The 25,980-nt window shown below is 42.4% G+C and carries 26 protein-coding genes, 1 tRNA gene and 2 riboswitches; of the genes, 21 read left to right on the forward strand and 6 right to left on the reverse strand.

Going from position 1 to position 25,980, the window contains the following annotated elements:
* Positions 1–2 precede the first annotated feature (2 nt).
* Genes NIE32_RS09470 through NIE32_RS09480 form a run of 3 tightly spaced genes read left to right on the forward strand, consistent with a single transcriptional unit; the run spans position 3 to position 3,552 of the window.
* Positions 3–1,526, forward strand: coding sequence for an ABC transporter ATP-binding protein (locus NIE32_RS09470; RefSeq protein WP_253076712.1), 1,524 nt, complete (start codon positions 3–5; stop codon positions 1,524–1,526).
* Positions 1,523–2,587, forward strand: coding sequence for an ABC transporter permease (locus NIE32_RS09475; protein ID WP_354327293.1), 1,065 nt, complete (start codon positions 1,523–1,525; stop codon positions 2,585–2,587). The genes NIE32_RS09470 and NIE32_RS09475 overlap by 4 nt, the downstream gene beginning before the upstream one ends.
* Positions 2,587–3,552: an ABC transporter permease gene (locus NIE32_RS09480; RefSeq protein ID WP_253076646.1), complete on the forward strand. Its 966-nt coding sequence runs from the start codon at positions 2,587–2,589 to the stop codon at positions 3,550–3,552. Before NIE32_RS09475 ends, NIE32_RS09480 begins: the two co-directional genes overlap by 1 nt.
* A 47-nt stretch (positions 3,553–3,599) precedes the next feature.
* Here NIE32_RS09480 and NIE32_RS09485 read toward each other — a convergent pair whose 3' ends face one another.
* On the reverse strand, positions 3,600–4,193 hold the full coding sequence (locus tag NIE32_RS09485; RefSeq protein ID WP_253076647.1) for a sugar O-acetyltransferase: 594 nt from the start codon (positions 4,191–4,193) through the stop codon (positions 3,600–3,602).
* 164 nt (positions 4,194–4,357) lie between these two features.
* Here NIE32_RS09485 and NIE32_RS09490 point away from each other — a divergent pair, with 164 nt between their 5' ends.
* Positions 4,358–4,954 (forward strand): histidine phosphatase family protein, encoded by a 597-nt coding sequence (locus NIE32_RS09490; RefSeq protein ID WP_253076648.1) that lies wholly within the window; start codon positions 4,358–4,360, stop codon positions 4,952–4,954.
* Between the two features lie 63 nt (positions 4,955–5,017).
* Here NIE32_RS09490 and NIE32_RS09495 read toward each other — a convergent pair.
* Positions 5,018–5,088: transfer RNA gene (locus NIE32_RS09495), tRNA-Gly, on the reverse strand.
* Positions 5,089–5,268: 180 nt separating this feature from the next.
* Between NIE32_RS09495 and NIE32_RS09500 the strand changes: the two genes are divergently transcribed.
* Complete coding sequence (locus NIE32_RS09500; RefSeq protein ID WP_253076649.1) at positions 5,269–5,538, forward strand: ACT domain-containing protein; 270 nt, start codon at positions 5,269–5,271, stop codon at positions 5,536–5,538.
* Positions 5,539–5,558: 20 nt separating this feature from the next.
* A complete protein-coding gene (locus tag NIE32_RS09505) occupies positions 5,559–6,914 on the forward strand; it encodes a PFL family protein (RefSeq protein WP_253076650.1) in 1,356 nt (451 codons plus the stop codon).
* Positions 6,915–6,975: 61 nt separating this feature from the next.
* Here the strand turns inward: NIE32_RS09505 and NIE32_RS09510 are convergent, their stop codons facing one another.
* The gene (locus tag NIE32_RS09510; protein ID WP_253076651.1) at positions 6,976–7,158 is read right to left on the reverse strand and encodes a hypothetical protein; all 183 of its coding nucleotides are present in this window, start codon (positions 7,156–7,158) and stop codon (positions 6,976–6,978) included.
* Between the two features lie 334 nt (positions 7,159–7,492).
* Between NIE32_RS09510 and NIE32_RS09515 the strand changes: the two genes are divergently transcribed.
* The 10 genes from NIE32_RS09515 (at position 7,493) to NIE32_RS09560 (ending at position 17,672) form a co-directional block, all read left to right on the forward strand.
* Positions 7,493–9,034 (forward strand): Ppx/GppA phosphatase family protein, encoded by a 1,542-nt coding sequence (locus NIE32_RS09515; RefSeq protein WP_253076652.1) that lies wholly within the window; start codon positions 7,493–7,495, stop codon positions 9,032–9,034.
* Positions 9,035–9,110: 76 nt separating this feature from the next.
* The gene (gene galE, locus NIE32_RS09520; protein WP_253076653.1) at positions 9,111–10,115 is read left to right on the forward strand and encodes a UDP-glucose 4-epimerase GalE; all 1,005 of its coding nucleotides are present in this window, start codon (positions 9,111–9,113) and stop codon (positions 10,113–10,115) included.
* A gap of 76 nt (positions 10,116–10,191) precedes the next feature.
* A riboswitch (SAM riboswitch) is annotated at positions 10,192–10,297 on the forward strand.
* Positions 10,298–10,441: 144 nt separating this feature from the next.
* Complete coding sequence (locus tag NIE32_RS09525) at positions 10,442–11,260, forward strand: MetQ/NlpA family ABC transporter substrate-binding protein (RefSeq protein ID WP_253076654.1); 819 nt, start codon at positions 10,442–10,444, stop codon at positions 11,258–11,260.
* A 12-nt stretch (positions 11,261–11,272) separates the two neighbouring features.
* Complete coding sequence (locus NIE32_RS09530; protein ID WP_253076655.1) at positions 11,273–12,286, forward strand: methionine ABC transporter ATP-binding protein; 1,014 nt, start codon at positions 11,273–11,275, stop codon at positions 12,284–12,286.
* Positions 12,286–12,948 carry a methionine ABC transporter permease gene (locus NIE32_RS09535; protein ID WP_253076656.1) on the forward strand — a complete coding sequence of 221 codons (663 nt, stop codon included), beginning with the start codon at positions 12,286–12,288 and terminating at the stop codon, positions 12,946–12,948. Before NIE32_RS09530 ends, NIE32_RS09535 begins: the two co-directional genes overlap by 1 nt.
* 147 nt (positions 12,949–13,095) lie before the next feature.
* The gene (psiE, locus tag NIE32_RS09540; RefSeq protein ID WP_253076657.1) at positions 13,096–13,500 is read left to right on the forward strand and encodes a phosphate-starvation-inducible protein PsiE; all 405 of its coding nucleotides are present in this window, start codon (positions 13,096–13,098) and stop codon (positions 13,498–13,500) included.
* Positions 13,501–13,614: 114 nt separating this feature from the next.
* A complete protein-coding gene (locus NIE32_RS09545) occupies positions 13,615–14,544 on the forward strand; it encodes a manganese-dependent inorganic pyrophosphatase (protein ID WP_253076658.1) in 930 nt (309 codons plus the stop codon).
* A 450-nt stretch (positions 14,545–14,994) separates the two neighbouring features.
* Positions 14,995–15,735, forward strand: coding sequence for an oxygen-insensitive NADPH nitroreductase (gene nfsA, locus NIE32_RS09550; protein ID WP_253076659.1), 741 nt, complete (start codon positions 14,995–14,997; stop codon positions 15,733–15,735).
* Between the two features lie 11 nt (positions 15,736–15,746).
* On the forward strand, positions 15,747–16,595 hold the full coding sequence (locus tag NIE32_RS09555) for a hypothetical protein (protein ID WP_381452483.1): 849 nt from the start codon (positions 15,747–15,749) through the stop codon (positions 16,593–16,595).
* Between the two features lie 24 nt (positions 16,596–16,619).
* A complete protein-coding gene (locus NIE32_RS09560) occupies positions 16,620–17,672 on the forward strand; it encodes a lactonase family protein (protein WP_290443556.1) in 1,053 nt (350 codons plus the stop codon).
* A 38-nt stretch (positions 17,673–17,710) separates the two neighbouring features.
* On the opposite strand, the gene NIE32_RS09565 is transcribed toward NIE32_RS09560, so the two are convergent.
* From NIE32_RS09565 to NIE32_RS09575, 3 genes are all read right to left on the reverse strand, one after another.
* Positions 17,711–17,962 carry a YuzB family protein gene (locus NIE32_RS09565; RefSeq protein WP_253076662.1) on the reverse strand — a complete coding sequence of 84 codons (252 nt, stop codon included), beginning with the start codon at positions 17,960–17,962 and terminating at the stop codon, positions 17,711–17,713.
* 131 nt (positions 17,963–18,093) lie between these two features.
* Positions 18,094–18,726: a superoxide dismutase gene (locus tag NIE32_RS09570; RefSeq protein WP_253076663.1), complete on the reverse strand. Its 633-nt coding sequence runs from the start codon at positions 18,724–18,726 to the stop codon at positions 18,094–18,096.
* A gap of 373 nt (positions 18,727–19,099) precedes the next feature.
* Complete coding sequence (locus NIE32_RS09575) at positions 19,100–20,446, reverse strand: 5'-deoxyadenosine deaminase (protein ID WP_381452522.1); 1,347 nt, start codon at positions 20,444–20,446, stop codon at positions 19,100–19,102.
* Between the two features lie 65 nt (positions 20,447–20,511).
* Positions 20,512–20,612: riboswitch (purine riboswitch) on the reverse strand.
* Between the two features lie 328 nt (positions 20,613–20,940).
* On the opposite strand from NIE32_RS09575, the gene NIE32_RS09580 reads away from it, so the two are divergent.
* The 5 genes from NIE32_RS09580 to NIE32_RS09600 all read left to right on the forward strand — a co-directional run bounded on the left by NIE32_RS09580 (position 20,941) and on the right by NIE32_RS09600 (position 25,972).
* Entirely contained in the window at positions 20,941–21,933 is a 993-nt protein-coding gene (locus NIE32_RS09580; RefSeq protein ID WP_253076665.1) for a dimethylarginine dimethylaminohydrolase family protein, read from the forward strand.
* Positions 21,934–21,960: 27 nt separating this feature from the next.
* Entirely contained in the window at positions 21,961–23,622 is a 1,662-nt protein-coding gene (locus NIE32_RS09585; protein ID WP_253076666.1) for a M20/M25/M40 family metallo-hydrolase, read from the forward strand.
* A 159-nt stretch (positions 23,623–23,781) separates the two neighbouring features.
* Positions 23,782–24,558 carry an ABC transporter substrate-binding protein gene (locus tag NIE32_RS09590; RefSeq protein WP_253076667.1) on the forward strand — a complete coding sequence of 259 codons (777 nt, stop codon included), beginning with the start codon at positions 23,782–23,784 and terminating at the stop codon, positions 24,556–24,558.
* Between the two features lie 24 nt (positions 24,559–24,582).
* Positions 24,583–25,254: an amino acid ABC transporter permease gene (locus NIE32_RS09595; RefSeq protein ID WP_253076714.1), complete on the forward strand. Its 672-nt coding sequence runs from the start codon at positions 24,583–24,585 to the stop codon at positions 25,252–25,254.
* Complete coding sequence (locus NIE32_RS09600; protein WP_253076668.1) at positions 25,247–25,972, forward strand: amino acid ABC transporter ATP-binding protein; 726 nt, start codon at positions 25,247–25,249, stop codon at positions 25,970–25,972. Before NIE32_RS09595 ends, NIE32_RS09600 begins: the two co-directional genes overlap by 8 nt.
* The last annotated feature ends 8 nt before the right edge of the window (positions 25,973–25,980 follow it).

Below are 25,980 nucleotides of genomic sequence, written 5' to 3' on the forward strand. Positions count from 1 at the left end.
GCATGTCCTATGCAATTGAAATGAGACATATCAGGAAAGAATTTCCCGGTATTGTGGCCAATGATGATATTACTCTTCAAGTGGAAGAAGGGGAAATTCATGCACTCTTCGGTGAAAACGGAGCCGGGAAATCGACACTGATGAATGTTTTATTTGGCCTTTATCAACCAGATAAGGGAGAAATTTACGTTCATGGGGAAAAGGCGGTCATTAATGATCCAAACGACGCAACTCGGCTCGGCATAGGCATGGTGCATCAGCATTTTATGTTGATCGACAAGTTCACCGTTGCTGAAAACATTATTTTGGGAAGAGAACCAAAGAAGCATGGCATGCTCGATATGGCCAAGGCTGTTAAAATAGTTAAAGAACTCTCTGAGAAGTATGGACTAGATGTTGATCCGAACCAAAAAATTGAAGATATAACCGTTGGTATGCAGCAACGTGTTGAAATTTTAAAGACACTCTATCGTGGTTCGGATATTCTGATCTTTGATGAACCGACGGCTGTTTTGACCCCAATTGAGATTCAAGAATTGATTGCGATTATGAAGCGCCTTGTTAAAGAGGGTAAATCAATTATCTTGATTACACATAAGCTAAAAGAAATTTTTGAATGCTGTGATCGTTGTACGGTCATCCGAAGAGGAAAGAATATTGATTCAATGGCCATTTCGGAGACGAATCCAACTGACTTGGCGAGTATGATGGTCGGACGCAAAGTTCATGTTCAGATAAATGACGCACCTTATGAGCCGAAAGAGAAGGTCTTGGAAGTCAGTCACTTATCGGTCCTTGACCAACGTAAAGTAAGCGTCGTAAATGATCTCAATCTGACTGTTCATGGCGGCGAAATTCTCGGCATTGCGGGTGTAGATGGTAATGGTCAAACAGAACTTATCGAGGCAATTGCAGGGCTCAGAAAAGTAAAAGATGGTAGCATCAAGGTCGACGGTCAGGATCTAACCAATCAGAGAACAAGAAAAATTATTGAAGCAGGTCTCGGGTACATTCCAGAAGACCGCCAGAAACATGGCCTTGTTCTTGATTTCTCAGTAGGCGAAAATATGGTTCTCCAAACCTACTATAAAAAGCCATATGCTCAATCAGGTTTTTTAAAGAACAAGGTTATCACAAAGAAAGCAAAACAATTGATTCAAGAATTTGATGTGCGCACGCCAAGCGAAAAAACACTCGCGCGCTCACTATCCGGAGGAAACCAACAAAAGGTTATCGTTGCTCGTGAAGTAGATCGAAGCCCAAAACTCTTGATTGCTGCACAACCAACGCGCGGTCTGGATATCGGTGCGATTGAATTTATTCATGGCAAATTGATCGAGGAAAAGAAAAAAGGAAAAGCTGTGCTTCTCATTTCCTTTGAATTAGATGAAATTCTACATTTAAGTGATCGAATTGCCGTGATCTATGAAGGGCGAATTATTGATATTGTCAATCCAAAGGAAACAAATGAAAATGAACTTGGCTTGCTCATGGCCGGTCGTAGGAAAGGGGGAGCTGAGGCGTGATCAAATTAGTGAAAAAGATCAATTGGATGACATTGCTTGTCCCTGTTATTTCCGTTATTCTTGGACTTTTATGCGGAGCAGTGATCATGCTGGTGATCGGCTATAATCCGATTTTGGCATATCAATCCATTGTAGAATCCATTTTTCTACAGCCGTATTATACTGGCGAAACGATTCGAGCAATGATTCCTCTTGTGCTTGCAGGATTAGCGGTTGCTTTTGCTTTTCGCACCGGCCTTTTCAATATTGGTGTAGAAGGACAATTGATGGCCGGTTGGTTAGCATCTGTAGCCTGTGCGATCGTTTTTGGACATCTTCCAAGAGTTATTTTACTTCCGCTCTCCGTTCTTGCTGGAGGGGCGGCAGGTGCACTCTGGGGTTATATTCCCGGACTGCTGAAGGCTAAGTTTAAAGTACATGAAGTCATTTCAACCATTATGATGAATTACATTGCTTTGTACACAACAGCCTATATTATAAAGAATTTCTTATATACTGAAGGTGAACGCACACCAACGATTCCCGCTGCTGCATCGCTGGCATCACCTTTTCTTGCCAATTTGACGCAGGGCTCACGGCTTCATTGGGGCTTTATTGTTGCCATCATTGCTGTAGTCGCTATGTGGTTCATCCTGTGGAAAACGACTAAGGGGTATGAACTGCGTGCCGTTGGATTCAGCCCGGATGCTTCACAATATGCAGGCATGAATGTGAGTCGAAACATCATTTTGTCTTTGACGATTTCAGGAATTTTTGCCGGACTTGGTGGAGCAATGGAGGGTCTCGGTACTTATCAATATATGACTATTAATTCTACATTTACTGGAATTGGGTTTAACGGGATTGCTGTTGCTTTGCTTGGCCTGAACACACCTATTGGTGTTGTGCTTTCTGGTGCATTGTTTGCCGGATTGCAGACTGGAGGATTGACAATGCAGTCAAATGCAGGAGTTCCGGTTGAACTGATTCAAATTATTATTGCTCTGATTATATTCTTTGTCGGTTCAGGTTATGTGATTAAATGGGCGATGGGCCGTCTAACGAGAAAGGGGCACAAATAATGAGCTTATTTGAAGTCTTAACGATTATTGTTCCTTCGACTTTGCTTACCGCTGCTCCTTTGATCTTTACCTCATTGGGGGGCGTGTTTACAGAACGATCCGGTGTTGTCAACATTGGATTGGAAGGTTTAATGGGTGTTGGTGCCTTTACTGCTGCCGTTTCAACATTAGGATTAGAACATGCTGGATTAGGCGACGCATCCCCTTGGATTGCCATTTTATTCGCTGCAATTGCCGGTGGGATCTTTGCTTTGATTCATGCGGTTGTTTCCATTACCTTTCGGGCAGATCAAACGGTCAGTGGTGTAGCACTGAACTTTTTGGCAGCAGGCTTAACGATTTTTCTTGTCAAAATGATTTATGAGGGAAAAGGCCAAACGCCTTATATTACGCATAATATTGATAAAATTAATATTCCGTTACTGAGCAAGATTCCGGTTATTGGACCAATCTTTTTCCAACAAGTGACATATACATCATACCTAGCGATCTTTGTTTCGATCCTTGTATGGTATATTATTTTTAAAACACCATTTGGATTGCGTCTCCGTTCTGTCGGTGAACATCCGGCTGCTGCAGACACACTTGGCATTAACGTAATAAGAATGCGTTATATTGGTGTTGTGTTGAGCGGAGTGTTCGGTGGGATCGGTGGAGCCGTTTATCTTGTAACCATTACATCCAATTACAATGTTTCGACTATTGCTGGTCAAGGCTTCTTGGCATTAGCTGCTCTTGTATTTGGCAAATGGCATCCGATCGGTGCAATGGGCGCATCGCTGTTCTTCGGTTTTGCACAAGCACTAAGCATCACGAGTCAGCAAATTCCGTATCTCGATCGATTACCTTCGGTGATAATGCTTACTGCTCCATATGTGCTAACCTTAATTGTTCTGACAGGATTTGTCGGCAGAGCTGAGGCACCGAAAGCAGATGGTGTTCCTTATATTAAAGGACAAAGATAACCCCGAGTAATTACATGAGATGTAAAATCAATAAAACCGCTGCTCGATTAGTCTAGCAGCGGTTTTTGCATTGATGAATGCTGAACAAACTTAATCAGTTTTGCCGGATTGCCGGCAACCACTGCATAATCAGGAACATCTTTTGTGACAACAGACCCTGATCCAATAATGGCATGATCACCGATTTTCACTCCGGGATTGATGATTGCACGGCCTCCAATCCAAACATTGTTGCCGATGTGAACGGGTTTTGCGAATTCAACACCCTCCATCCTTTTTTGGGGATCGAGTGGATGAGCAGCAGTATAAATATGCACACCAGGTCCGAGTAGACACTGGTCGCCGATCACGACCGGGGCACAATCTAAAATGACACAGTCAAAATTGGCGTAAAAGTAATTTCCAACATGAATGTTATACCCGTAGTCACAGTGGAACGTCGGTTCAATGTAAAGTTTATCCTTAGTTGAACCGAATAATTGTTTCAAAAGCTTAGTGCGTTCTGAACGGCTTGTCTCGGGTGCTGTGTTATACGTTTGTAGTAATTGACGGGCATTTAAACGTTCTGCGACTAATTCAGAATCTCCAGAGTCGTAGAATTCGCCAATGATCATTTTTTCTTTTTCCGTTCGTTCAGTCATTCAGCAACCTTCTTTCTATGTTCTCTAGTTCCATACTATAAAAAGATATAAATTTAATGATACATTAATCGTAGAAAAATTGGCAAAGCATTGGGAAATAATTTTCGCTATAATAAGATAAAGATACTTAGTTATGAGTAACATGAATAGATGGAGGATTGAGCATGACAACAATTTGCCTCGTCAGGCACGGGGAAACGGATTGGAACGCATTGGGAAAGTTGCAAGGAAGAGAAGATATTCCACTGAATGAGAGAGGCAGGCAGCAAGCACAAATGGTTGGTGAGTTTCTGCAATCAGATAAGTTTGCTGCAGTTGTGACCAGTCCACTGAAGCGTGCAAAGCAAACTGCGGACATAGTGAATCATTATTTGGGCAATCTTCCGATGATCGAAAATAGCGACTTTATTGAAAAAGCCTACGGCGAAGCATCGGGGATGACGATTCCGGAAAGAGATCAACATTTTCCAGATGGAAAAATTCCAGGTATGGAGCCTTTTGATCGGATAAAAAAACGGGTCGTTCGCGGACTTTCAACAGTGAAAGAGCGCTTTCCAGACCAATCTGTTCTGCTCGTTGCACATGGTGGCTTAATCAATGTAATTTTGGCAATTTTGTCGAATGGAAAAATCGGTACGGGGAAAACGAAACTGTACAATACATGTATCAGCCATATCGAAACCACAGGAGATTCATGGAAGATTATTGATTATAATTGCATTGATCATTTAAGTGAGTTTGGCAAAATAACGAGTGTTTAAGCCCATTTTATGTATAAAAAAAAGAACGGTTCATCCGTTCCAATTACTTTTGACTATGATTTAAGCGGGTGATGGGAATCGAACCCACGACGAGAGCTTGGGAAGCTCTAATTTTACCATTAAACTACACCCGCACAACTTTTAAAAACCATTACTAATCTTATAAGAATGAAATATTTTTGTCAACGTATTTGTGATTCACTGACTTGCTTGTATTGTTCTGAGATATTCTGTAAAAAAAGATTAAGTCTAAGTTTGTACACGATTCATCGTTTTCAATACAATTATTTATAACCAGCTGGGAGTGACAAATAGTGAAGGCGATTTTAACGGTAATTGGTAAAGATAATGTCGGCATTATCGCAGGAGTTAGTAGTAAGCTTGCTGAACTTGATGTAAACATTTTGGATGTCACACAGACCATTATGAATGGGTACTTTACCATGATGATGATTCTTGATCTATCCGGTGCCACGGATAGCTTTGGAGAAATCAAGAAGACTCTAACCGATAAAGGTACGGAATTAGGTGTTCAAATCAAGATACAACGTGAAGAAATTTTCACGTCCATGCATAGTTTATGAGTTGGAGGAAATCAGCAATCATGGAAACGTCACAAATATTAGAAACGATTCGGATGATTGAAGAAGAAAAACTCGATATTCGAACCATTACAATGGGTATTTCACTTCTTGACTGCATAGACGGTGATGGGAAAAAGGCTCGCGAAAAAATTTATAATAAGATTACACGTCAGGCTGAGCATCTTGTGAAGACAGGTGAAGCAATTGAAAATGAATTCGGCATTCCGATCATTCATAAGCGTATCTCAGTCACACCAATCGCCCTTGTTGCCGGAGCCTCGCAGGATGAGAATTATGCATCATTTGCGCAGACTTTGGACAAGGCTGCTAAAACGACGGGCGTTAACTTTGTCGGAGGATTTAGTGCACTGGTTCAAAAAGGCTATTCTGTTGGCGACAGACGACTGATTCAATCAATCCCAGAAGCATTAGCCACGACAGAATTGGTTTGTTCATCTGTAAATGTTGGTTCAACACGTTCAGGGATTAATATGGATGCAGTGAAACAGATGGGACAAATTGTGAAACAGACGGCGGAACGTACGGCCGATCAACAAGGATTAGGCTGTGCTAAGCTCGTAATTTTTGCTAATGCAGTAGAAGACAATCCGTTCATGGCGGGTGCATTTCACGGTGTAGGCGAGGAAGATTGTGTAATTAATGTTGGCGTGAGCGGACCGGGTGTTGTGAAGCGGGCACTTGAAAAGGTGAAAGGGCAACCCTTCGATGTGGTTGCTGAAACGATAAAGAAAATTGCCTTTAAAATTACACGAATGGGACAACTTGTCGGTCACGAAGCATCAACACGGCTTGGTGTTCCGTTCGGCATTGTCGACTTATCACTTGCGCCGACCCCAGCAGTCGGTGATTCGGTTGCTCATATTCTTGAAGAAATGGGCCTTGAGTCGGTGGGAACTCATGGGACGACTGCTGCTTTGGCACTTTTGAATGATGCAGTGAAGAAAGGCGGCGTCATGGCATGTAGCCATGTTGGTGGATTAAGCGGTGCGTTCATCCCCGTTTCAGAAGATGCAGGAATGATTCATGCTGTTGAACGAGGTGCTTTGAATTTAGAGAAGCTCGAAGCGATGACTGCTGTCTGTTCCGTTGGTTTGGACATGATCGCGATTCCGGGAGATACGCCTGCGGAGACGATTTCAGCAATGATTGCAGATGAAGCGGCGATCGGTGTGATTAACAACAAGACAACAGCAGTTCGTGTGATTCCAGCTCCTGGAAAAGCAGTTGGGGAAACCGTTGAATTCGGCGGATTGCTTGGTCATGCTCCGATAATGAATGTAAATCGCAAATCTTCTGCTGACTTTATTGCCAGGGGAGGCAGAATTCCTGCACCCATTCATTCTTTTAAAAATTGATATGAGAGGACTAGTAAAAAGAACGGAAACCCTTTGGTTTCCGTTCTTTTTATAAAGTTCATTAGTGATCACGTTTTTGGCTTTTTTTCTGTTCGAATCCTTCTTGATAACCAGAATAATCTGCATTGTCGCCAGTTCTTTGAGCACGCTCACGTTCTTCAACTGAATGTTCATCAAGCGGTTGGGCAAACTCTTCGTTAAACTGATTTGACTTTTTGTTGAATTTTTCATTTTTTTGATTCAAAGTAGTCACAGCCTTCTTTGGATTTTGGCGCATCCGGTATCGCCAAAAGTTAGTGTGAACGGAAATTTAATAATTATGCTGATCAGAGCATCTTACTGATCAGGAATGATCACTAATAAACCACACAGAATTTGTTGAATCATTGATTCTTAGGTTTGGATAAATGGATGAATCATGAGAAAAAATTTTATCAATTGTGATGTTCTGAATCGTGTGCACCACATCGTTCCTTTTTTTAGGCTATACTTTAATTGCAGGACATAATCATCTGCCAAAGCGGAAGGATTAAAAGAATTCGCGCTCTCCGGGTGGAAACAGGCAGGGGGAGAAACCATTGGACATTTTACAGAAGCACGCAATGATCGATATTGGATCAAACTCGATACGATTAGTGATTATTGGCGTTGACAAGGATTACTTTTCTAAAGAACTCCTGAATTTTAAAGCAGTCGCAAGATTAAGCAATTACATAGACGAGCATGATCTACTAAGTAAGGAAGGCGTCTCGGTTCTGCTTACCGTTCTGAGACGGTTTAAATCCATTATTGAACGGGAACAGCATGTCTGTTTTGTTGATGCTTTTGCAACAGCAGCGATGCGTAAAGCGAAAAATCGGGAGCAAGTCTTGAAACGTGTGTATGAGGAAACCGGAGTCAAAGTACGATTGCTTCCAGGTTTAAAAGAAGCTTACTATGGTTTCTTTGCAGTCATTAATTCAACGTATGTTGAGAATGGCCTTACCATTGATATAGGCGGGGGAAGTACAGAAGTTACGCTTTTTAAAAATCGACAACTCGTTCACTCACACTCTTTCTCATTTGGTGCTGTGACTCTTTATCAAACGTTTTACAAAGATGGTGATCCAAACGCCGGTGAACGACTGGAGGCATACATACGCAACGCGTTTTTTGCTTATGATTGGCTGAGAGGAAATGCTCTACCTGTGATTGGTATTGGTGGAACGGCACGCAATTTGGCTCGTATTGATCAATTGCAGGAGCATTATCCGATGGTTGGTCTTCATCAATATACGATGCCAAGCGAGCGTCTGAATGAGTTAACAAAAAAGTTGGCATCTACGAAACTTGAGGAACGTGAACGGATGGATGGGCTTTCCAAAGACCGTTCAGATATTATTTTACCAGCGTCTGCAGTGATCAATTTGCTTGTTAAGATGAACCAAGGAAACTGTTTCATGTTAAGCGGAGAAGGATTGCGTGAAGGTGTATTCTATGAATGGATTCTAAAGCAACGGCATGAGGAACGTATTCCTTACGTATTGAATGAAAGTATGAGGCAACTGCGGAGGAACTTTAACTTGGATAGCCGTCATACCGCTTATGTCAAAACGTTGGCATTTCAGATCCTTGATGGCATCCTCAATTTACTAAGTGGCAAATACTCTGAGGATCGAATTGCTTGGTTGCTCTCACATAGTGCGGATCTGGCATACCTTGGTGAATTTGTAAATAATGAGTCAAGTAGTGCACAAACATTCTATTTGTTAACCAACATTAACATCAACGGTATAAGTCATGATAATCGACTGGCGGTTGCCTTTATTGCTTCTTTTAAAAATAAATCTAAGATGATCGATTTTGCCAAACCTTTTCAACAGATGGTGACAAAAGATGATTTGAAGTTATACGAAATATTAGGTGCTGTCCTCCGTCTTGCGCATGACTTCGATCGCACAAAATTGCATGTCGTTGATCGGTTGTCGGTAAAGATGACCAAAAAAAAATCACTTCAGATTAATGCTTATTATCATGATGATGCATATTTTGAAGAACAAGCAGCGCAAAGACATAAAAAGCATCTTGAACGTGCATTAAAAACAACGATATCGGTTCAATTTAAAAGAGTAGATAAGTAAGCCTTGTCAAGCATTCTAATTAGGTGGAAAATAGGGAAAGTGGATCGATAATTCTGGGAACGAGAAGGGGTTACTTATGTCAATTTTAGTATTAGGCGGCGCAGGTTATATTGGCTCGCACGCCGTTTATCAGCTTATTGATGCCGGTGAAGAAGTCGTTGTTGTTGATAATCTGCAAACCGGTCATAAAGAAGCACTGCACCCAAAAGCAAAATTTTACCTAGGTGATATACGCGATAAATCTTTTTTGGATTCAGTTTTCAAGAAAGAATCGATCACAGGGGTCATTCACTTTGCAGCGAATTCTCTCGTTGGTGAATCAGTTGAAAAACCACTGAAGTATTTCAACAATAATGTTTATGGTATGCAGGTGCTTCTCGAAGTCATGCATGAAAACAACGTCAAGCATATTGTCTTCTCATCAACAGCGGCTACCTATGGCGAACCGAAAACGGTACCGATTACTGAAGAAATGGCGACGCAACCGACGAACCCTTATGGTGAATCGAAACTCACGATGGAAAAAATGATGAAGTGGTGCGACCGTGCATATGGGATGCGCTTTGTTGCCCTGCGCTACTTCAATGTTGCCGGTGCGAGCAAAACGGGTCTCATCGGTGAAGATCATCATCCCGAAACTCACCTGATTCCTATCGTCCTTCAGGTTGCTGCTGGGGAACGCGATCATATCTCCATATTTGGTGATGATTACGCAACCAAAGACGGCACTTGTGTCCGTGATTATGTGCATATCGAAGATCTTATTGCTGCCCATCGGCTAGCCTTGCGTTACCTATTTGATGGTGGAAAGAGCGATGTCTTTAATCTCGGATCAAGCGAAGGTTTTTCTGTTAAGGAAATCATTGAAGCTGCACGTGAAGTGACAGGAAAGGCGATTCCTGCAGAACTCGCACCGAGACGGGCGGGTGATCCAAGTACCTTAATTGCTTCACCGGAAAAAGCAAAACGTGTGCTTGGCTGGAAACCGGAACATACAAATATTCCTGAGATATTAGCAGATGCCTGGGCATGGCATAGCAGTCATCCGAAAGGCTACACTACAGAAGATCTAACAAAATAAAGAAATTTTTGTGAAAATTAGGTTTTGACATGTAGTAGATTTCGGGTTACAATCGTTTTACTAACCAATTGAATACTTCTTATCCAGAGTGGTGGAGGGACTGGCCCGATGAAACCCGGCAACCAAATGAAAATTTAGGTGCCAATTCCTGCAAAATCCGATTGGATTTTGAGAGATAAGAGAAGATATGGAATATTAGCGCTTCTCTCTTCTCGAGAGAAGCTTTTTTGCATCTCCAAGTTCTTCAATTTAGGGAAAGCTGGATCGTTTAAGGGTAATGCGGTTAGAATTCAAAGTATTCTGGGATACGAACAGGGGGATTTAGATTGAAAAAGTTTACAGCAGTTATCTCGTCATTGTTGATCTTTTCATTGATTTTTGTTTTGACTGCATGTGGTAACGGTTCTTCGAAAGAGTTGAGTGACAAAGAAATTACTGTTGGGGTCACAGGTGGTCCTCACCAGGAAGTGATGGAACAAGTCGTTAAATTAGCCAAGAAAGACGGATTGACCATTCATCTGAAAGTATTTAACGACTACAACCAACCGAACATCGCTCTGAATGAAAAAGAACTGGATGCGAATAGTTATCAAACACTTCCGTTCTTGAAAGACCAGATTAAAAATAAAAATTACAAAATTACCGATGTGTTTAAAACAGTCGCTTTCCCGTTGGGAATCTATTCAAAGAAGATTAAAAGTCTTAAAGATTTGAAAAATGGTGATAAGATAGCAGTGCCTAACGATCCGGCAAATGAATTGCGCGCGTTACAATTGTTTGAAAAAGCCGGTGTAATTAAATTGAAAAAGGGCGCAGGAGTCACAGCAACAAAACGTGACATCGTCAGCAATCCGAAACATTTGAACGTTGTTGAATTGGATGCGGCACAGCTTCCGGCACAGCTTGGCGAAGTTACTGCTTCGGCGATCAACACAAACTTTGCGATGGGCGCCGGATTGACCGTCCTGAAAGACTCGATTTATCATGAACCTTTGAAAAATAACCCTTATCCAAACTATTTTGTTGTTCGTACCGATAACAAAAACGATAAGGTTGTTAAACAGATTAAGAAATACTACCAATCAAAAGAAGTTAAAGCTTTTATTGCAAAGAAATTCGGCGGTTCAGTTGTTCCTGCATGGTAAGGAGGAAGTATCTTGATTAAGTTGCAACATGTATCAAAGACGTTTCGTGTTGGAAAGAACAAAATTGAGGCTCTGAAAGATGTATCCCTCGAGGTAAATAAAGGTGAGATTTTCGGAGTCATCGGGTTCAGCGGCGCTGGGAAAAGTACACTGATTCGCTGCATCAACCTGCTTGAGCGGCCCACCAGCGGACAGGTGTTTGTGGAAGACCAAGATGTCCTGAAGCTCAGTAAAAAAGGGTTGCAACAATTGAGAAGGAAGATCGGGATGATTTTTCAAGGGTACAATTTGCTTGAAACAGCAAATGTCTATGATAATGTTGCAACCCCGTTGAAACTTGAAGGTGTCCCAAAGGATGAAATTAAGGCGCGTACGGAGAAATACTTGGAAATTGTTGGCCTAACCGATAGGAAAAATGCTTTTCCGAGCCAACTTTCCGGTGGCCAGAAGCAGCGTGTCGCCATTGCTCGAGCCCTTGCTCATGAACCTGAAGTACTGCTTAGCGACGAAGCAACGAGTGCGCTTGATCCGAATACAACGGATGCAATCTTGGAACTTTTACTTAAGGTAAATAAAGAGTTAGGAATTACGGTCTTTCTTATTACTCATGAATTGAACGTTATTCAGCGCATCTGTGATCGAGTGGCGGTTATGGAAAATGGTCAGGTTGTCGAACAAGGTTCAGTAGTTGAGGTGTTTACTCAACCTAAAGAAGCCATGACCAAACAGTTTATCAGTAATGAATCAAAATTTTTGATTCCTGAACGATTGAAGCACGAATTGCTTGAATCAGGAAAACTTGTAAAGCTGACATTCCTTGGTGAATCGTCAAAAGATCCTGTACTGGCGACCTTGGCAAAACAGTTTGATGTTCTACCCAGCATTATTGCCGGAGGTATTGACCAGTTAAAGGATCAGTCTGTCGGCAATCTGCTCGTTCATATTAAAGGTGACCGAACTAAGGTTGAAACAGCCATACAGTTTTTGCATGATCAGGACATTCTTGTAGAAGAGGTGCAAAGCTAATGGCAGATTTTGTGAATCAATGGGGCAATGCAATATGGGAAGGGTTTATTCAGACAACACAGATGACCCTTATCTCCCTGGCATTTTCCATACTTATCGGTCTCCCTCTCGGTGTTCTGCTTATCTTGACTCGTAAAAATGGTCAATGGGACAATATTGTTGTCTATACGATTGTAAATACATTGATTAACGTTATTCGATCCATTCCGTTTATCATCCTGCTCTTCTTCATTTTGCCGTTCACACGAGCAATTGCGGGAACGACAATTGGGGTACGCGGTGTTATTGTTCCGCTCGTTGTAGCTTGCGCACCCTATATTGCCCGCCTGCTTGAATCAGCAATGCTTGAAGTGAGTAAAGGTATTGTTGAAGCCTATCAATCAATGGGGATCTCAACCCCGAAAATCATTTGGCATGTGATTATTCGCGAAGCCCGATCGTCAATAATCCTTGGATTGACCATTGCAATCATTGGTCTAATTGGTGAAACAGCAATGGCCGGATTTGTAGGTGCGGGAGGTCTTGGTGATCTCGCTTATCAATTCGGTTACGTACGATTCCAGCCAGATGTGATGTACGCAGTAATTATTATCTTGATTGTGATCGTGCAGATCATTCAATCGCTTGGTAATGGTATTGCTCGAAAATTAAAGAAAAATTAAGTATAATTTTTACGCCTGTTTAACGCTTGGAAGTGATCATTCTAGCGTGAACAGGCATTTTTAGTTTATTCATGTTAGTATGGAAATAACAGGAAATAATGATGCGTAATTACTCGGTTAACCAAGAAGACATAGAGGAGGTATTTCATGGATCGCAATAAAATTGATTGGATCATCACGACACTGCTACAATGGATATTAAATATTGTGCTCATCGCATTGGCAGTTGTACTAAGCGTCGCACTGGTTAAGGAAACCTATCAATTTTTCACCTATCTCTTTCTGAATGATAATGCTTCGTATTACCATTTGCTCGAAGGTATTCTTGTCTTCTTTCTTTACTTTGAATTTATTGCTCTCATTATTAAGTACTTCCAGGCACACTATCATTTTCCGCTGCGCTACTTTGTCTATATCGGTGTGACTGCGATTGTTCGGCTCATCATTGTTAGCCATGATCATCCCGAATCAGTCTTGATGTATGCCATTGCGATTCTCGTACTTGTAGGGGCTCTCTACATCGCAAATACAAAGATGCTGAAACGGGAGTAATCAAGTTGTAAATCCAACTCTTGAAATTCCGATTGACATAAGGTAAGGTTTTGTTGAACGCTATGCGCGGGATTTTTTGTGAATAGCCAAATTAAGTGACTAAGGGGTAGAAAAATGGGAAAAATGCTTGTTTTTGGGCATAAGAGTCCTGATACGGATGCGATTTGCTCTGCAATCGCGTTTGCTGATCTTAAGAAACAACTTGGAGAAGATGTAGAACCTGTTCGCCTAGGTGATTTGAATGGCGAAACGGAATATGTGCTGAAACATTTTGGTGCTGACGTGCCGCGTTTGGTCAAGACCGTAGCAAACGAAGTACCGGCTGTTTACTTGGTTGACCACAACGAACGCGCACAAAGCGTTGATGACATTGAAGACGTAGACGTACTCTCTGTTGTTGACCACCACCGTATTGCCAACTTTGAAACCAAGGCACCGCTCTACTACCGTGCTGAACCGGTTGGCTGCACCGCAACGATTATCAACAAACTCTACAAAGAAGCAGGCATCGCCATTCCGAAAACGATCGCCGGACTGATGCTGTCTTCAATTATCTCCGACACATTACTGTTCAAGTCGCCGACATGCACAGAGGAAGACGTTAAGGCTGCTAAGGAACTGGAAGCAATTTCCGGAGTTGATACACAGACTTATGGTTTGGACATGCTTAAAGCAGGAACCAACATTGCCGATAAGTCCGCTGAAGAATTGATCGCTATCGACGTAAAACCATTTGAAATGGGAAAATACGCGGTAGAAATTGCTCAAGTAAATGTTGTCGATACGAATGATGCGCTTTCACGCCAGGCAGATTTAGAAGCTGCGATCACTAAAGAAATTGAGGCGAAAAACCTTGATTTGTTCGTTCTTGCAGTGACAAACATTTTGACCAGTGATTCAGAGGCATTGATTCTTGGTAAAGCAGCAGCCGCCGCTGAGAGTGCCTTTAATGTGACACTGGATAATAATACTGCGACACTCAAAGGCGTTGTTTCTCGAAAGAAACAAATCGTTCCAGTACTTACTGAAGAACTGACAAAATAATATAAGCGCTTGAAGGATAAATACAGGCAAAGGGTGAAGATCTCCCTTTGTCTTTTTTTTACACGATAAGAGCGTATAAAAAGTAATCATGTATTACTAGGATGAACGGCATTTACTTAGTCGAAATTTAGGCTCAAACACGAAAGTGCGAGACTCCTGTGGGAATGCGAGCCAGGGGAGACCCCGCAGATAGCAGATTGAACGAGGAGGCTTCCGGATCGCCCGCGGAAAGCGAGCAGCTGAAGTGTCATATATACACAAGTTTGGAGATTTAAGCCGCATAAGGAGTGGACCAGGCTTAGCCTGGTTTTTCGAAACTTATCTATTCCCAAGCCCGTTCTTCTCCGAAAGTTGCTCTCGTGTTCTACTTCAGTATCTTATTCATGCGTGAAAATCTTGAAACACGTATAATGAAAAAAAGATTTCATTTATAAGGGAGACTCAAGATTCATGTACAACTCGACCATCAACACGCTATTGAATCATCGTTCGATTCGCAAATTCAAAGACCAGCCGTTAACGGATGAACAAATAAAACTACTTGTGACCTGTGCTCAAGCAGCCTCAACCTCTAGCTTTACACAATCCTTTTCCATTATTGGTGTGGAAGATCCAGAGATAAAGAAAGAACTAAGTCAAATTTCAGGTCAATCCTATGTTGAAGAAAATGGCTATTTCTTTGTATTTGTGGCTGATCAGTACCGTAATCATCAAATTGGTGACCAGCATGATGCCGACACATCGGTACTGGATACCACGCAGAGATTAACAGTAGCGCTTGGTGATGCAGCGTTTGCCGCCCAGAACATGGCGATTGCTGCTGAGTCGATGGGATTAGGTATCTGTTATATTGGCAGCATTCAGAATAATATTCAAAGAACTGCTGATCTCTTGCAACTTCCAAAGTATACATTCCCGGTTTTTGGTATGGCCGTTGGTTATCCGGACCAAACTCCGGAAAAGAAACCGCGTCTTCCCTTCAACGCTGTTTTTCATAAAAATGTGTATAGGAAAACGACGAGTAACGATGAATTGAACGGCTATGATGATCAAGTTGCTAACTATTATTCGACAAGAAGCGGTGGACAGCGTAATGAGACATGGACACAGCAAATTGCAGAGGGATTAAGTGCGCCAGCACGTATGGCACTAAAACCATTTCTTGAGAAACAGCAGCTGGGCAAACGTTAAAAATGTCTGGGATGCCGTGGGTGTCAATCGCGTTGAAGATTATTGGATTAACCATTTCTGAATGGTTTTCTCTTCTCGGTGGTCTGATTGTTTTTGGTTTTCTTTTTGGGCTTCTTGAGCGAGAAACGAACAGTCGCATGATTCGCACGTTTGGGATAAAGGGGATCTACTTTACTGCTTGGTTGGGCACACCGATCCATGAACTTAGCCATGTCGTGATGTGCTTGGTTTTTCGTCATAAAGTCACCGAGGTGAAGTTGTTTCAGGCAATTGGTCCAGATGGAACGATTGGTTACGTTCGCCATACGTATCGTCCAGATCGTCTTTACCAGAGAATCGGTAATCTTTTTATCGGGATCGCACCCTTAATTGGTGGAAGCCTAAGTATTGCATTTTGTGCCCGATTGTTTTTATCGAGTGATGTATCATTATTTTCAAGTGATCGTGCAAACGCACCATTATTTTTTTCATTATTGGATCTGCCTTCGTGGGTAGTGCTTTGGAAGGCGGTATTTGCTCTTTTTCAAAGTCTCTTTGTGGTAGATCATTTTTCAAATGTGTGGTTTTGGGCATTTATGTTGATTGCGCTCTGCGTCTCTTCACGTATGTCGCTCAGTCCAGAGGATATTCGAGGTGCGCAGAGCGGGACGGGTGCGTTACTGGTGCTGTTTTTGATTGTAAATACCTTAAGCAGCCTTCTTGATCATGGGTTGTATCAACAGATGATGCACGGGATTGCGAGATTAAATTTTATTATGCTACTGATGCTCAGTTTATCACTTTTCTTTGCGTTCCTTATTTTTCTAATTAGCAGTTTGTTGGAATTTGTTATACGGTATATTAAGCGTAGAAATTCATAATATACAAGGAGTTCGCGAGGGGGAATGGCCGTGAGTCAATATAGAGCCTATATAGGTACTTATACGAAAGGAAAAAGTGAGGGCATCTATTCATTTGTATTAGATACAGCACGAAAGCAACTCACCGCACTCGAGGCAGTAGCACAACTCGGTAACCCTACTTATCTTGCCGTAAGTGAGGACAATCACTATCTTCATGCTGTTGAAAAGAAGGGTGCTCTTGGTGGTGTTGTGTCATTCGCAATTGGTGAGTCGGGAAAGCTTGTCCGGTTAAATGAGCAACTGGCAGAAGGTGCATCACCATGCTATGTCAGTGTCAATCGATCAAACGGTTGCGTGTTGACTGCTAACTATCATAAAGGGACTGCTGACAATTATCCGGTAACAAATGAGAACGGGGTTCAGGCTGTTGCGGGTGTTGTGCAGCATAAAGGTTCAGGTACAGATCCAGATAGGCAAGAAGGACCGCATGTTCATTATGCGGATTTCACCCCTGATGAGCGTTTCGCGGTGACGGTTGATCTAGGCATTGATGAACTGACGACATACAGTCTCTCAAAGGGGAAATGGATAGTTCAGCATACCTTGAACCTCAAACCAGGGACAGGGCCACGTCATTTGGCCTATCATCCGTTTGCTTCATTTGCTTACGTGATGTCGGAGCTCAGTTCAGAAGTTATTGCCCTACAATTTGATGCGAAAAGCGGATCTTTTTCAGTAATTCAAACACTAAGTGCTCTTCCTGCCGATTATTCTGGGCACAATCAAGGCAGCGCGATAAAAGTCAGTGCCGATGGTCGATTTGTCTATGTCTCCAATCGAGGACATAATAGTTTGGCTGTCTTTCATGTGGACTCAAGAAGTGGGAAGCTGACTTTAGTTCACCATGTAGGGACAAAGGGGGATTGGCCGCGAGACTTTGAACTCGACCCTAGTGGAAAATTCTTAGTTGTTGCCAACCAAAATTCTGGAGACCTCGTTCTCTTCGAGCGTGATGCTGAATCCGGATTATTGTCTATGCTCGATTCAAAACTGAATGTACCTGATCCGGTATGTATTAAATTTCTGCATGTTTGATGCAAGGGGAGAGGAATCTTCTGAATAGAGCAGGTACTTTATTGTAGCTCCTGCAATTCTTCATCAACTTTCTGTTCAATTTTATCTAAGCATTCATCAACAGTATTTGCGAAAATGCGGCGTCCATTGACAATTGCAAAAGGCTTCAGACTGCACATACCACAGACATTAAGACAATCATAGTTCATCACCGCAACTTCGGGGTGTTGGGCTATTTTTTCCAAATGCTGGACGGTCAGCGATCCGTAATCACATACCTCAATCGTTACCAGTCCCAATCCATCGTTCATAATCCATCCTCCTTGAAATGTGCCTAAGCGGGTCATAACTATTCCTATTTTAGCGATGCCCCTCCACAAAAATCAAGCTAGGTGCAAGACATAGAAATCCCGAAGCAGGTTTGCTGCTTCGGGATTCTTAGTTAAAGGACTGTTTTGGTTGCGCATGTCTTGTCATAAACGCCGGAGACAAAATCCCAGTTGATGACGTTAAAGAAGTTGTTAGCATACTCCGGACGCCGGTTCTGGTACTTGAGATAATAAGCATGCTCCCAGACATCGAGTCCGAGCAGTGGGGTGGCGCCGTCCATGAGCGGACTATCCTGATTCGGCGTGTTGGTGACTTTCAAAACATTGAGCTTTGTTACAGACAGCCAAGCCCATCCAGAGCCGAATTGGCCGGTCGCTGCATTTGTAAAGGCTTCCTTAAATTTGTCAAAGCCTCCGAGCTGTTTGTCGATTGCTTCTGCGAGTGCACCGGTCGGTTTCTGCGAACCGCCGGGGATTAGCACCTTCCAGAAAAAGCTGTGATTATAATGACCGCCAGCGTTGTTACGAACAGCTGTCCGAATATCCTCAGGGACTTTTTCCAGATGCATAATCAAATCAGTCAACGAACTGTGTTCGAGTTCCGGGTGCTTGTCAAGTGCAGCGTTTAGGTTCGAGACGTACGTTTGATGATGCTTATCGTGATGAATGAGCATCGTTTCCTTATCAATGTACGGTTCCAGAGCATCAGGAGCAAATTCGAGTGCGGGCAGTTCAAAATGACTCATAGAGACCCTCCTTTGTACCAAATCAATTGCCAACCCCAATTCTATTGAATCAAACGATCGGCATTCTAAGCAATTATTCTGCCTCAACACCTGCACTTTTATGCGAGAAGCATTTAATCCAGCAAAAATAGGATTTAATTTGGAAAAAAGGCTTCTTAATCCGGCAAACTTAGAATTTAATCCGGTGAAAAGGCCGATGAATTTGGGCCGAAATTCCCCGCACAAACGGATTGAAAAATCGCGCAAAACGAGTCTGAACTTACACAAAACTGCTGAATTTCCGGTGTAAAACCCTTAGCCCAATCGTATTCCAAATAGTAAAAATGCGTGGCACGCCGCCCCGCATCCTCATACCGCATCCGTTCACCAATCATTAAACACGAATGCCTGCGCGTTTCATCAATCGTTGGATGGCCTGTTCTGATTCTTTTAAAACAAATGTTTGATTAATGGTTTTCATTTGCCTATTTTCCATGACCACACGTCCATCGATAATGGTGGATTCAACATCTGAACGTATTGCCGAATAGACAATCCGTGAAATCGGATCGGTGCCGAATGAAGGATTGCAGTGAAATCCATTGAGATTGAGAATGGCAAGATCTGCCTTCTTTCCGGCTTCCAGGCTGCCGATGTCTTGATCCATGCCAACGGCACGTGCACCGTCTATCGTAGCCATCCTGAAAATCTGGCGGGCATTCATCGCCGTTGGACCATGAACAGGTTTATGGATAAGCGCCGCTAGTCGCATTTCGTTAAACATATCAAGGTTATTGTTGCATGGTGCACCATCGGCACCGAGTCCGAGATTAATACCCATGTCAATCATCTGGGGTACCTGAGCAATACCGGAGGCAAGCTTCAGGTTAGAGCCAGGGCAATGACTCACGTGCACACCGCGTTTTTTAATAATTTCTTTTTCCTCTTCACTTAGCCACACGCAATGGGCGAGGATCAGCCGTTTTCCAGCTAGGCCTATATGGTCAAGGTATACGATATTGCGCATACCTGTGTCCTGTTCAACAATGGCGATCTCGCCCCTATTTTCCGATGCGTGTGTGTGTACGAAGACATTGTAGTGATCCGCAAGATCACGAACCTGTGTAAGCAGCGATTCTGTGCAAGAGATAACAAATCGTGGTGCGAATGCATAGCGAATTCTGTTGTGATCGTAACCGTTCCATTTCTCCAACAAATCCACACTTTCACGAATCGATGATTCCGTTTGTTCTTGAAGCCCAAGTGGGACATCCTCACCTTTATCCATCATTACTTTTCCGGAAAGCGCACGAATCCCGCTCTCAGCAATCGCCTGAAATGCTTCGTTCGTGTAGTGAACGGTTTCCATATCGACAATTGTCGTTGACCCACCGGAAATAAGCTCACCAATACCGAGCAGTGCAGACAGATAGATCGACTCCTGATCATGGGACGCTTCCAATGGCCAAATTCGAGTGCGAAGCCAATCCATTAATTCCAAATCATCTGCCTTTCCTCGGAATAAGGTCTGGCATAAATGAATATGTGTTTGTATAAATCCAGGGATAACGGTACGTCCAGTCCCATCAATGACCTGATCTGCCGGATCAGGTTTGATCTCTGGACCTACGGATACAATCCGGCTGTCTTCAATGAGCAAATCACCATGCAGAATTTCTTCAGCAACGTTCATGGTAATGATTTCAGCGTTTTTGATAACAATTCTGTCCAAATCAATCATCTCCATTTGTATATTGGTTCTTGGACCCTTCATATTCCTGAAAAACAAAAAAAGACTACGAAAAAATATGCATGCATATTTTTCGTAGCCGGGAATTTCCGGTTCCTCGGTAGAAACCCTCAAACCGTATTATTAAGGATATACGAAAACAGAAAGGATGAAGTTTACGAATTTAATAATAGTTGATCAGATGAGAATGGTCAATAATCTTGTTAGATAATCTAACATAGTTTGTCGAAAACACAGCCGATCTGACAAACAAGCTAAACAAATAAGCAAATAACTTAAAACGAGAAATACTAAGGAAAAAACACAGATAATAGGCTTAACTTTCTCATATGGGCAGTGCACCATTAGATTATTCTATACCTAACATTACAAAATACCTCTAACGCATCTTTGTTCTTTTATATTATTATAGAGAAAATGATATTAATGTTAGATTTTATACCGTCAAATGTATGAAGACTAGCTTTGCTTAGGGGGGCATTTGTTTGTCAGTACTACATAAATTTCTTGATGAGAACATGGTTCAGGATTCATTTGAAGACACTCGGCTTTTGCAGACGTATTGGTCAAGTGATTGGGGAAATACCAATGCGGTAGGAAAGGTGCGTAAAGTATTTGTTCACCGACCAGGAAATGAAATTCTAGAACTAAATAAAGCAAAGTTTGAGCCAGAAGCTGGTGCAAGGATTCTTCGTGATCAGAATGGATCAATTGTCAGCTACTGTTTAAGCAAGGAGCCACTCGATCTAGCTAAAATGCAGCAGCAACATGATCGAATGACGGATGTTCTAAAGCAAGAAGGGGTAGAAGTTATTTCAATGGTCGACGATGGGCAGTTATTGACCAATAACTTATTTGCAAGAGATGTTGGCATGGTTATTCCCGGAGGCTTAATTCTCGCACGTTTTGCTTTGAAATTTAGATATGGAGAAGCAAGTCGCACACTGAAAACAGCAGCAAAAGTCGGTATGCCAGTGCTGGCTTCGATTCAGGGGACGGGATTTGTTGAAGGTGGGAGTTTTATGGTCTTCGATCGAAAGACAGCGATTGTTGGTCGCTCCATCCGTGTGAATCAAGCAGGCATTGAACAACTCCGCGCGATTCTCGCATGGCAGGGCATGGAATTGATCGTCGTTGATCTGCCCTCGAGTATGATTCATTTGGATGAAGTGTTTAATATGGTCGATGTTGATAAAGCGTTGGTTGATCCGACCAATTTACCCCACTGGTTTTTACAGGATTTGCAAAAGCGTGGAATCAAACTTATTTATACGGACCCGCTTGATCCGCCAATGACCACCAATTGCCTATGTCTAGCACCTGGAAAAGTGCTTTTCACTTCACTCGGTGTACGAACGATCGAGGCACTTGAACAGGCAGGCGTTGAGGTGATTGCTATTCCTGTGGATGAGCTCAACAAAATGGGCGGCGGAATTCATTGTTCTTCGCTTGTGCTCCAGAGAGATCGAATTGGATAAGCAAAATGAAGAGAGGAGAGACTCTAAATGTATGACGAGATAAAAGACTTTCCTGTCAAAGCCCAGGCAGAAGCACTAACACGAGCGCTCGTAAGCGTTAAGAGTGTGAACGGTACCGACGGAGAAGTGAGTATGGCGGATAAGCTGGAATCGATCATCCGGTCTTTTCCCTATTTCAAACAACATCCCGAACAAGTTTGGACTCAGGTTCTGAAAGAAGATGCACTTGGAAGAAAGAATGTTTTCGCCTTGCTTAAAAGCACGTTTGAAAATAAGCAGACCATCATTTATCATGGTCATATGGATACTGTAGGTATCGATGATTTTGGCTCTCTAGAAGAGCATGCACTAGACCCGGATTTTTTGCAAAGGTATTTCGCTGACTATGCGAAAGATCGTGATGTCCAGGATGATGCAGCGACCGGAGATTGGCTGTTTGGTCGAGGCGCGTTGGATATGAAGAGCGGCGACGCTGTGCATTTGTGCAACTTGCTTTACTATTCTGAGCATCGAGAACAACTGCATGGAAATATCCTGGTTATGTTCAATCCGGTTGAAGAGAATGACCATGAAGGCGTGATGAAAGCCGTTGATGAACTGATCAGACTGAAAAAGGAACAGAATCTGGACTATCTACTTGCCATCAACGGTGATTTTGTCAGTCCGCTCTATAAGGGTGATGCGCGCCGTTATGTATATACGGGTTCCGCTGGAAAATTGCTCGGCTGTTTCTACATTAGAGGTAGAGAGACACATGTTGGGGAGACCTTGGCCGGTATTGATCCTACGCTCATTGCTAGTAAAATAAACAGTGCACTGAACAATAACATGGACTGCGCAGAGAAGATTGCGGATGAAGTGATTCTCCCGCCGTCCTGCTTATATCTTCGGGATCAAAAGGCATTTTATAATGTTCAAACAGCAGGGACGACCCATCTCTATTTTAACTATTTTCTCTACGAACGAACGCCGAAAGCAGTGCTTGCACAATTGAAGGATACGGCTCAGAAAGCATGTGATGACCTTGAATTGTTCTTTAGAGAGCAATATACTGTGTTCTCCCGGAATTGCGGGCTTGAAGGACAGTCTCCCGACTGGGCTATTGAAGTGATGACCTATGAAGCGTTTGTGGATTCACTCAAGTTGAAAGGTGTTCCTGTAGAAGAAATCACAGATCAAGTGGTTGAGGATCATCCACATGAAGATTTCCGCAAGATCAGTTATAAAATTATTGAAGCGCTGGAAGCACATGCAGGTGATAATCGACCGAAAGTGATTGTGTTCTTCGCACCGCCTTATTGTCCACATAATTACTTGAGAGAGGAAGTCCAAGTAGAAAGACGCTGTGATCAGATCCTTGACCAAGTATTGAGAGAGGCGGAACTAGAGACTGGAGAAACGTTCGCCAAAAAGCGCTTTTTTCCATATCTTGCCGATAGTAGTTACCTCGCTATGAGTGAGACGGCAGAAGAAACAGCATCGATATTAGGCAATTTTCCAGGTTGGGGTAAAACCTACAGTGTACCCCTTGAACAAATTCGAAAACTGAATATCCCTGTTCTGGACATGGGTGTCTACGGTAAGCGTGCCCACACATGGATGGAACGTGTCTATAAGCCCTATTCCTTTGGCGTACTTCCTCAATTGATTCGTTCGATGACTCAGAAGGTTCTCGATGAATTTGCTTAATTGACTCGTATGTACGAGGAGGCGCACGGATCGCCCGCGACAAGCGAGCACCGGAAAGCCCCAACCGAGAAAAGGTAGCACAGACAATTGACTCTCTGATTTTGCTCCCTTTATGGGAATAAAATATACTTATTACTAAGAAAAAGAGGCGAATGATGAATGATTAAAAAAATGAGTTTGATAATGATTGCACTGCTTTTGGTTGTTTTGTCAGCATGCAGCGGATCAGGCAGCAGTAGTTCAGAAAAGAAAAAAACAATTGTAATGGGTACAAGCGCGGATTACCCGCCATTTGAATCCGTGGATACAACAAACGGAAATAAAATTGTCGGTTTCGACGTTGATTTGGCTAAGTATATTGCAAATAAACTCGGTTATAACCTGAAGATCCAAAATCAGGACTTTAACGGATTGATTGCTGCATTGAACAGCAAGAAAGTTGACTTTGTAATGGCTGGCATGGTTGACACGCCGGAGCGCGAGAAACAAGTGGATTTCTCACACACCTATTATAATGAATACCAAGTTGTACTCGCCAAAAAAGGTGCGAAAATTAATACCGTTCAGGATTTAAAGGGCAAAAAAGTCGGTGTACAATTAGGATCGACTCAGGAAGCACTTGCTGTAAAACTGAACAAAACGATCCCAATGAAAATTCAAAGATGGGATAAGCTGAATGAAATGGTTGAAGCAATGAATGCAGGAAAGCTTGATGCAATCATTACGATTCAATCAGTTGCCTATGGTTATATCAGCAAGAGTAAGGATCTACACCAATTTAATGCATTGGTTAATGGAAAAACTGAAGCTGATCCAATCAGTGCCGCCTTCCCTAAAGGAAGTAAGCTTACCGCTCAATTCAACAAAGAAATTGCTAAGGCAAAGAAAAGTGGTAAACTGGATCAATTAGTGACGAAATGGATTAAAAACCAGTAATTTGCCATTTCAGAGGAGGACATGATGAACGAATTAATAACCGGATTTAAACAAATGGCTCCTTCTATTCCATATATTATCAATGGCGTCTGGGTCTCATTGGGGATTGCACTAGGTGCGTCAATTCTCGGTTTTATCGGTGGTATTCTGCTTTCTTTATGTAAAATTGGACAAGTCAAGATTCTCAGTGGTCTTGCTCATGTATACACTTCGATCTTTCGAGGCACACCACTGATTTTGCAACTAGCAATCGCATATTTTGGGATTCCTCAGTTGTTCCAAATGGGGGATGTCAATCCGTTGACTTGCGCAATTATCACGTTTGGATTAAATTCCGCGGCCTATATGTCGGAAATCATTCGTTCCGGAATAAACGCCGTCGATAAGGGACAATTTGAAGCATCGAAAGCGCTCGGTGTTTCTTATTGGCCAACCATGAAGGACATTATTTTACCGCAGGCAATCAAAAATATTTTGCCGGCGATGATGAATGAATTTATTACGTTGACTAAGGATTCTGCAATTGTTTCGACCATTTCAGTGACCGATATGATGCGCAGATCGCAAATTGTTGCGGCAAATATCTTTAGCTATTTCCCGCCAATGCTTGTGTCTTTAGTCATGTATTACATTATTGTTATGGCCTTAACCTACCTTGGCAACCGTTTGGAAAGGAGGATGCGACGCAGTGATTAAAGCAGAACATATCTATAAGAACTTCGGAGACATCCATGTATTAAAAGATGTTTCAATGGAAGTGAATAAAGGTGAAGTGGTTGTCATTATCGGCCCTTCAGGTTCAGGAAAATCAACATTTCTGCGTTGCATCAACCTTTTAGAGGAGCCAACAAAGGGACAAGTTCAGATTGATGATCAGAACCTGACTGAATTGAGCCCGAAACAAGTGGTCAAAGTGCGTGAGAAGGTCGGCATGGTATTTCAGCACTTTTATCTTTTTCCTCATAAGACGGTACTCGAGAATTTAATATATGCGCCAATGAAAGTAAAAGGTCTTTCTCGAGATGAGGCTGTTGCTCGAGCTAAAGAATTACTGAAAAAGGTCGGTTTGTTCGACAAAATTAATCAGTATCCGAATAAATTGTCTGGTGGACAACAACAGCGTGTCGCTATTGCACGCTCATTGGCGATGGAACCAGATTATATGCTGTTCGACGAACCGACGTCTGCACTTGATCCGGAAATGGTTAAGGAGGTGCTGGATGTCATTCAGTCTCTAGCAGAGTCGGGCATGACGATGATTATTGTTACCCATGAAATGGGTTTTGCTAAAATGGTGGCTGATAAAGTCATCTTCATGGATGATGGTCAAATTCTAGAATCGAACACACCGGAAAACTTTTTCAATCATCCAAGTACAGAACGTGCAAAAGACTTCTTGCAAAAGATTCTGTAAAAAGCTTT

Origin of the sequence: Sporolactobacillus kofuensis (assembly GCF_024125425.1) — a bacterium.
In the GTDB taxonomy this organism is placed as follows: Bacteria; Bacillota; Bacilli; order Bacillales; family Sporolactobacillaceae; genus Sporolactobacillus; species Sporolactobacillus kofuensis.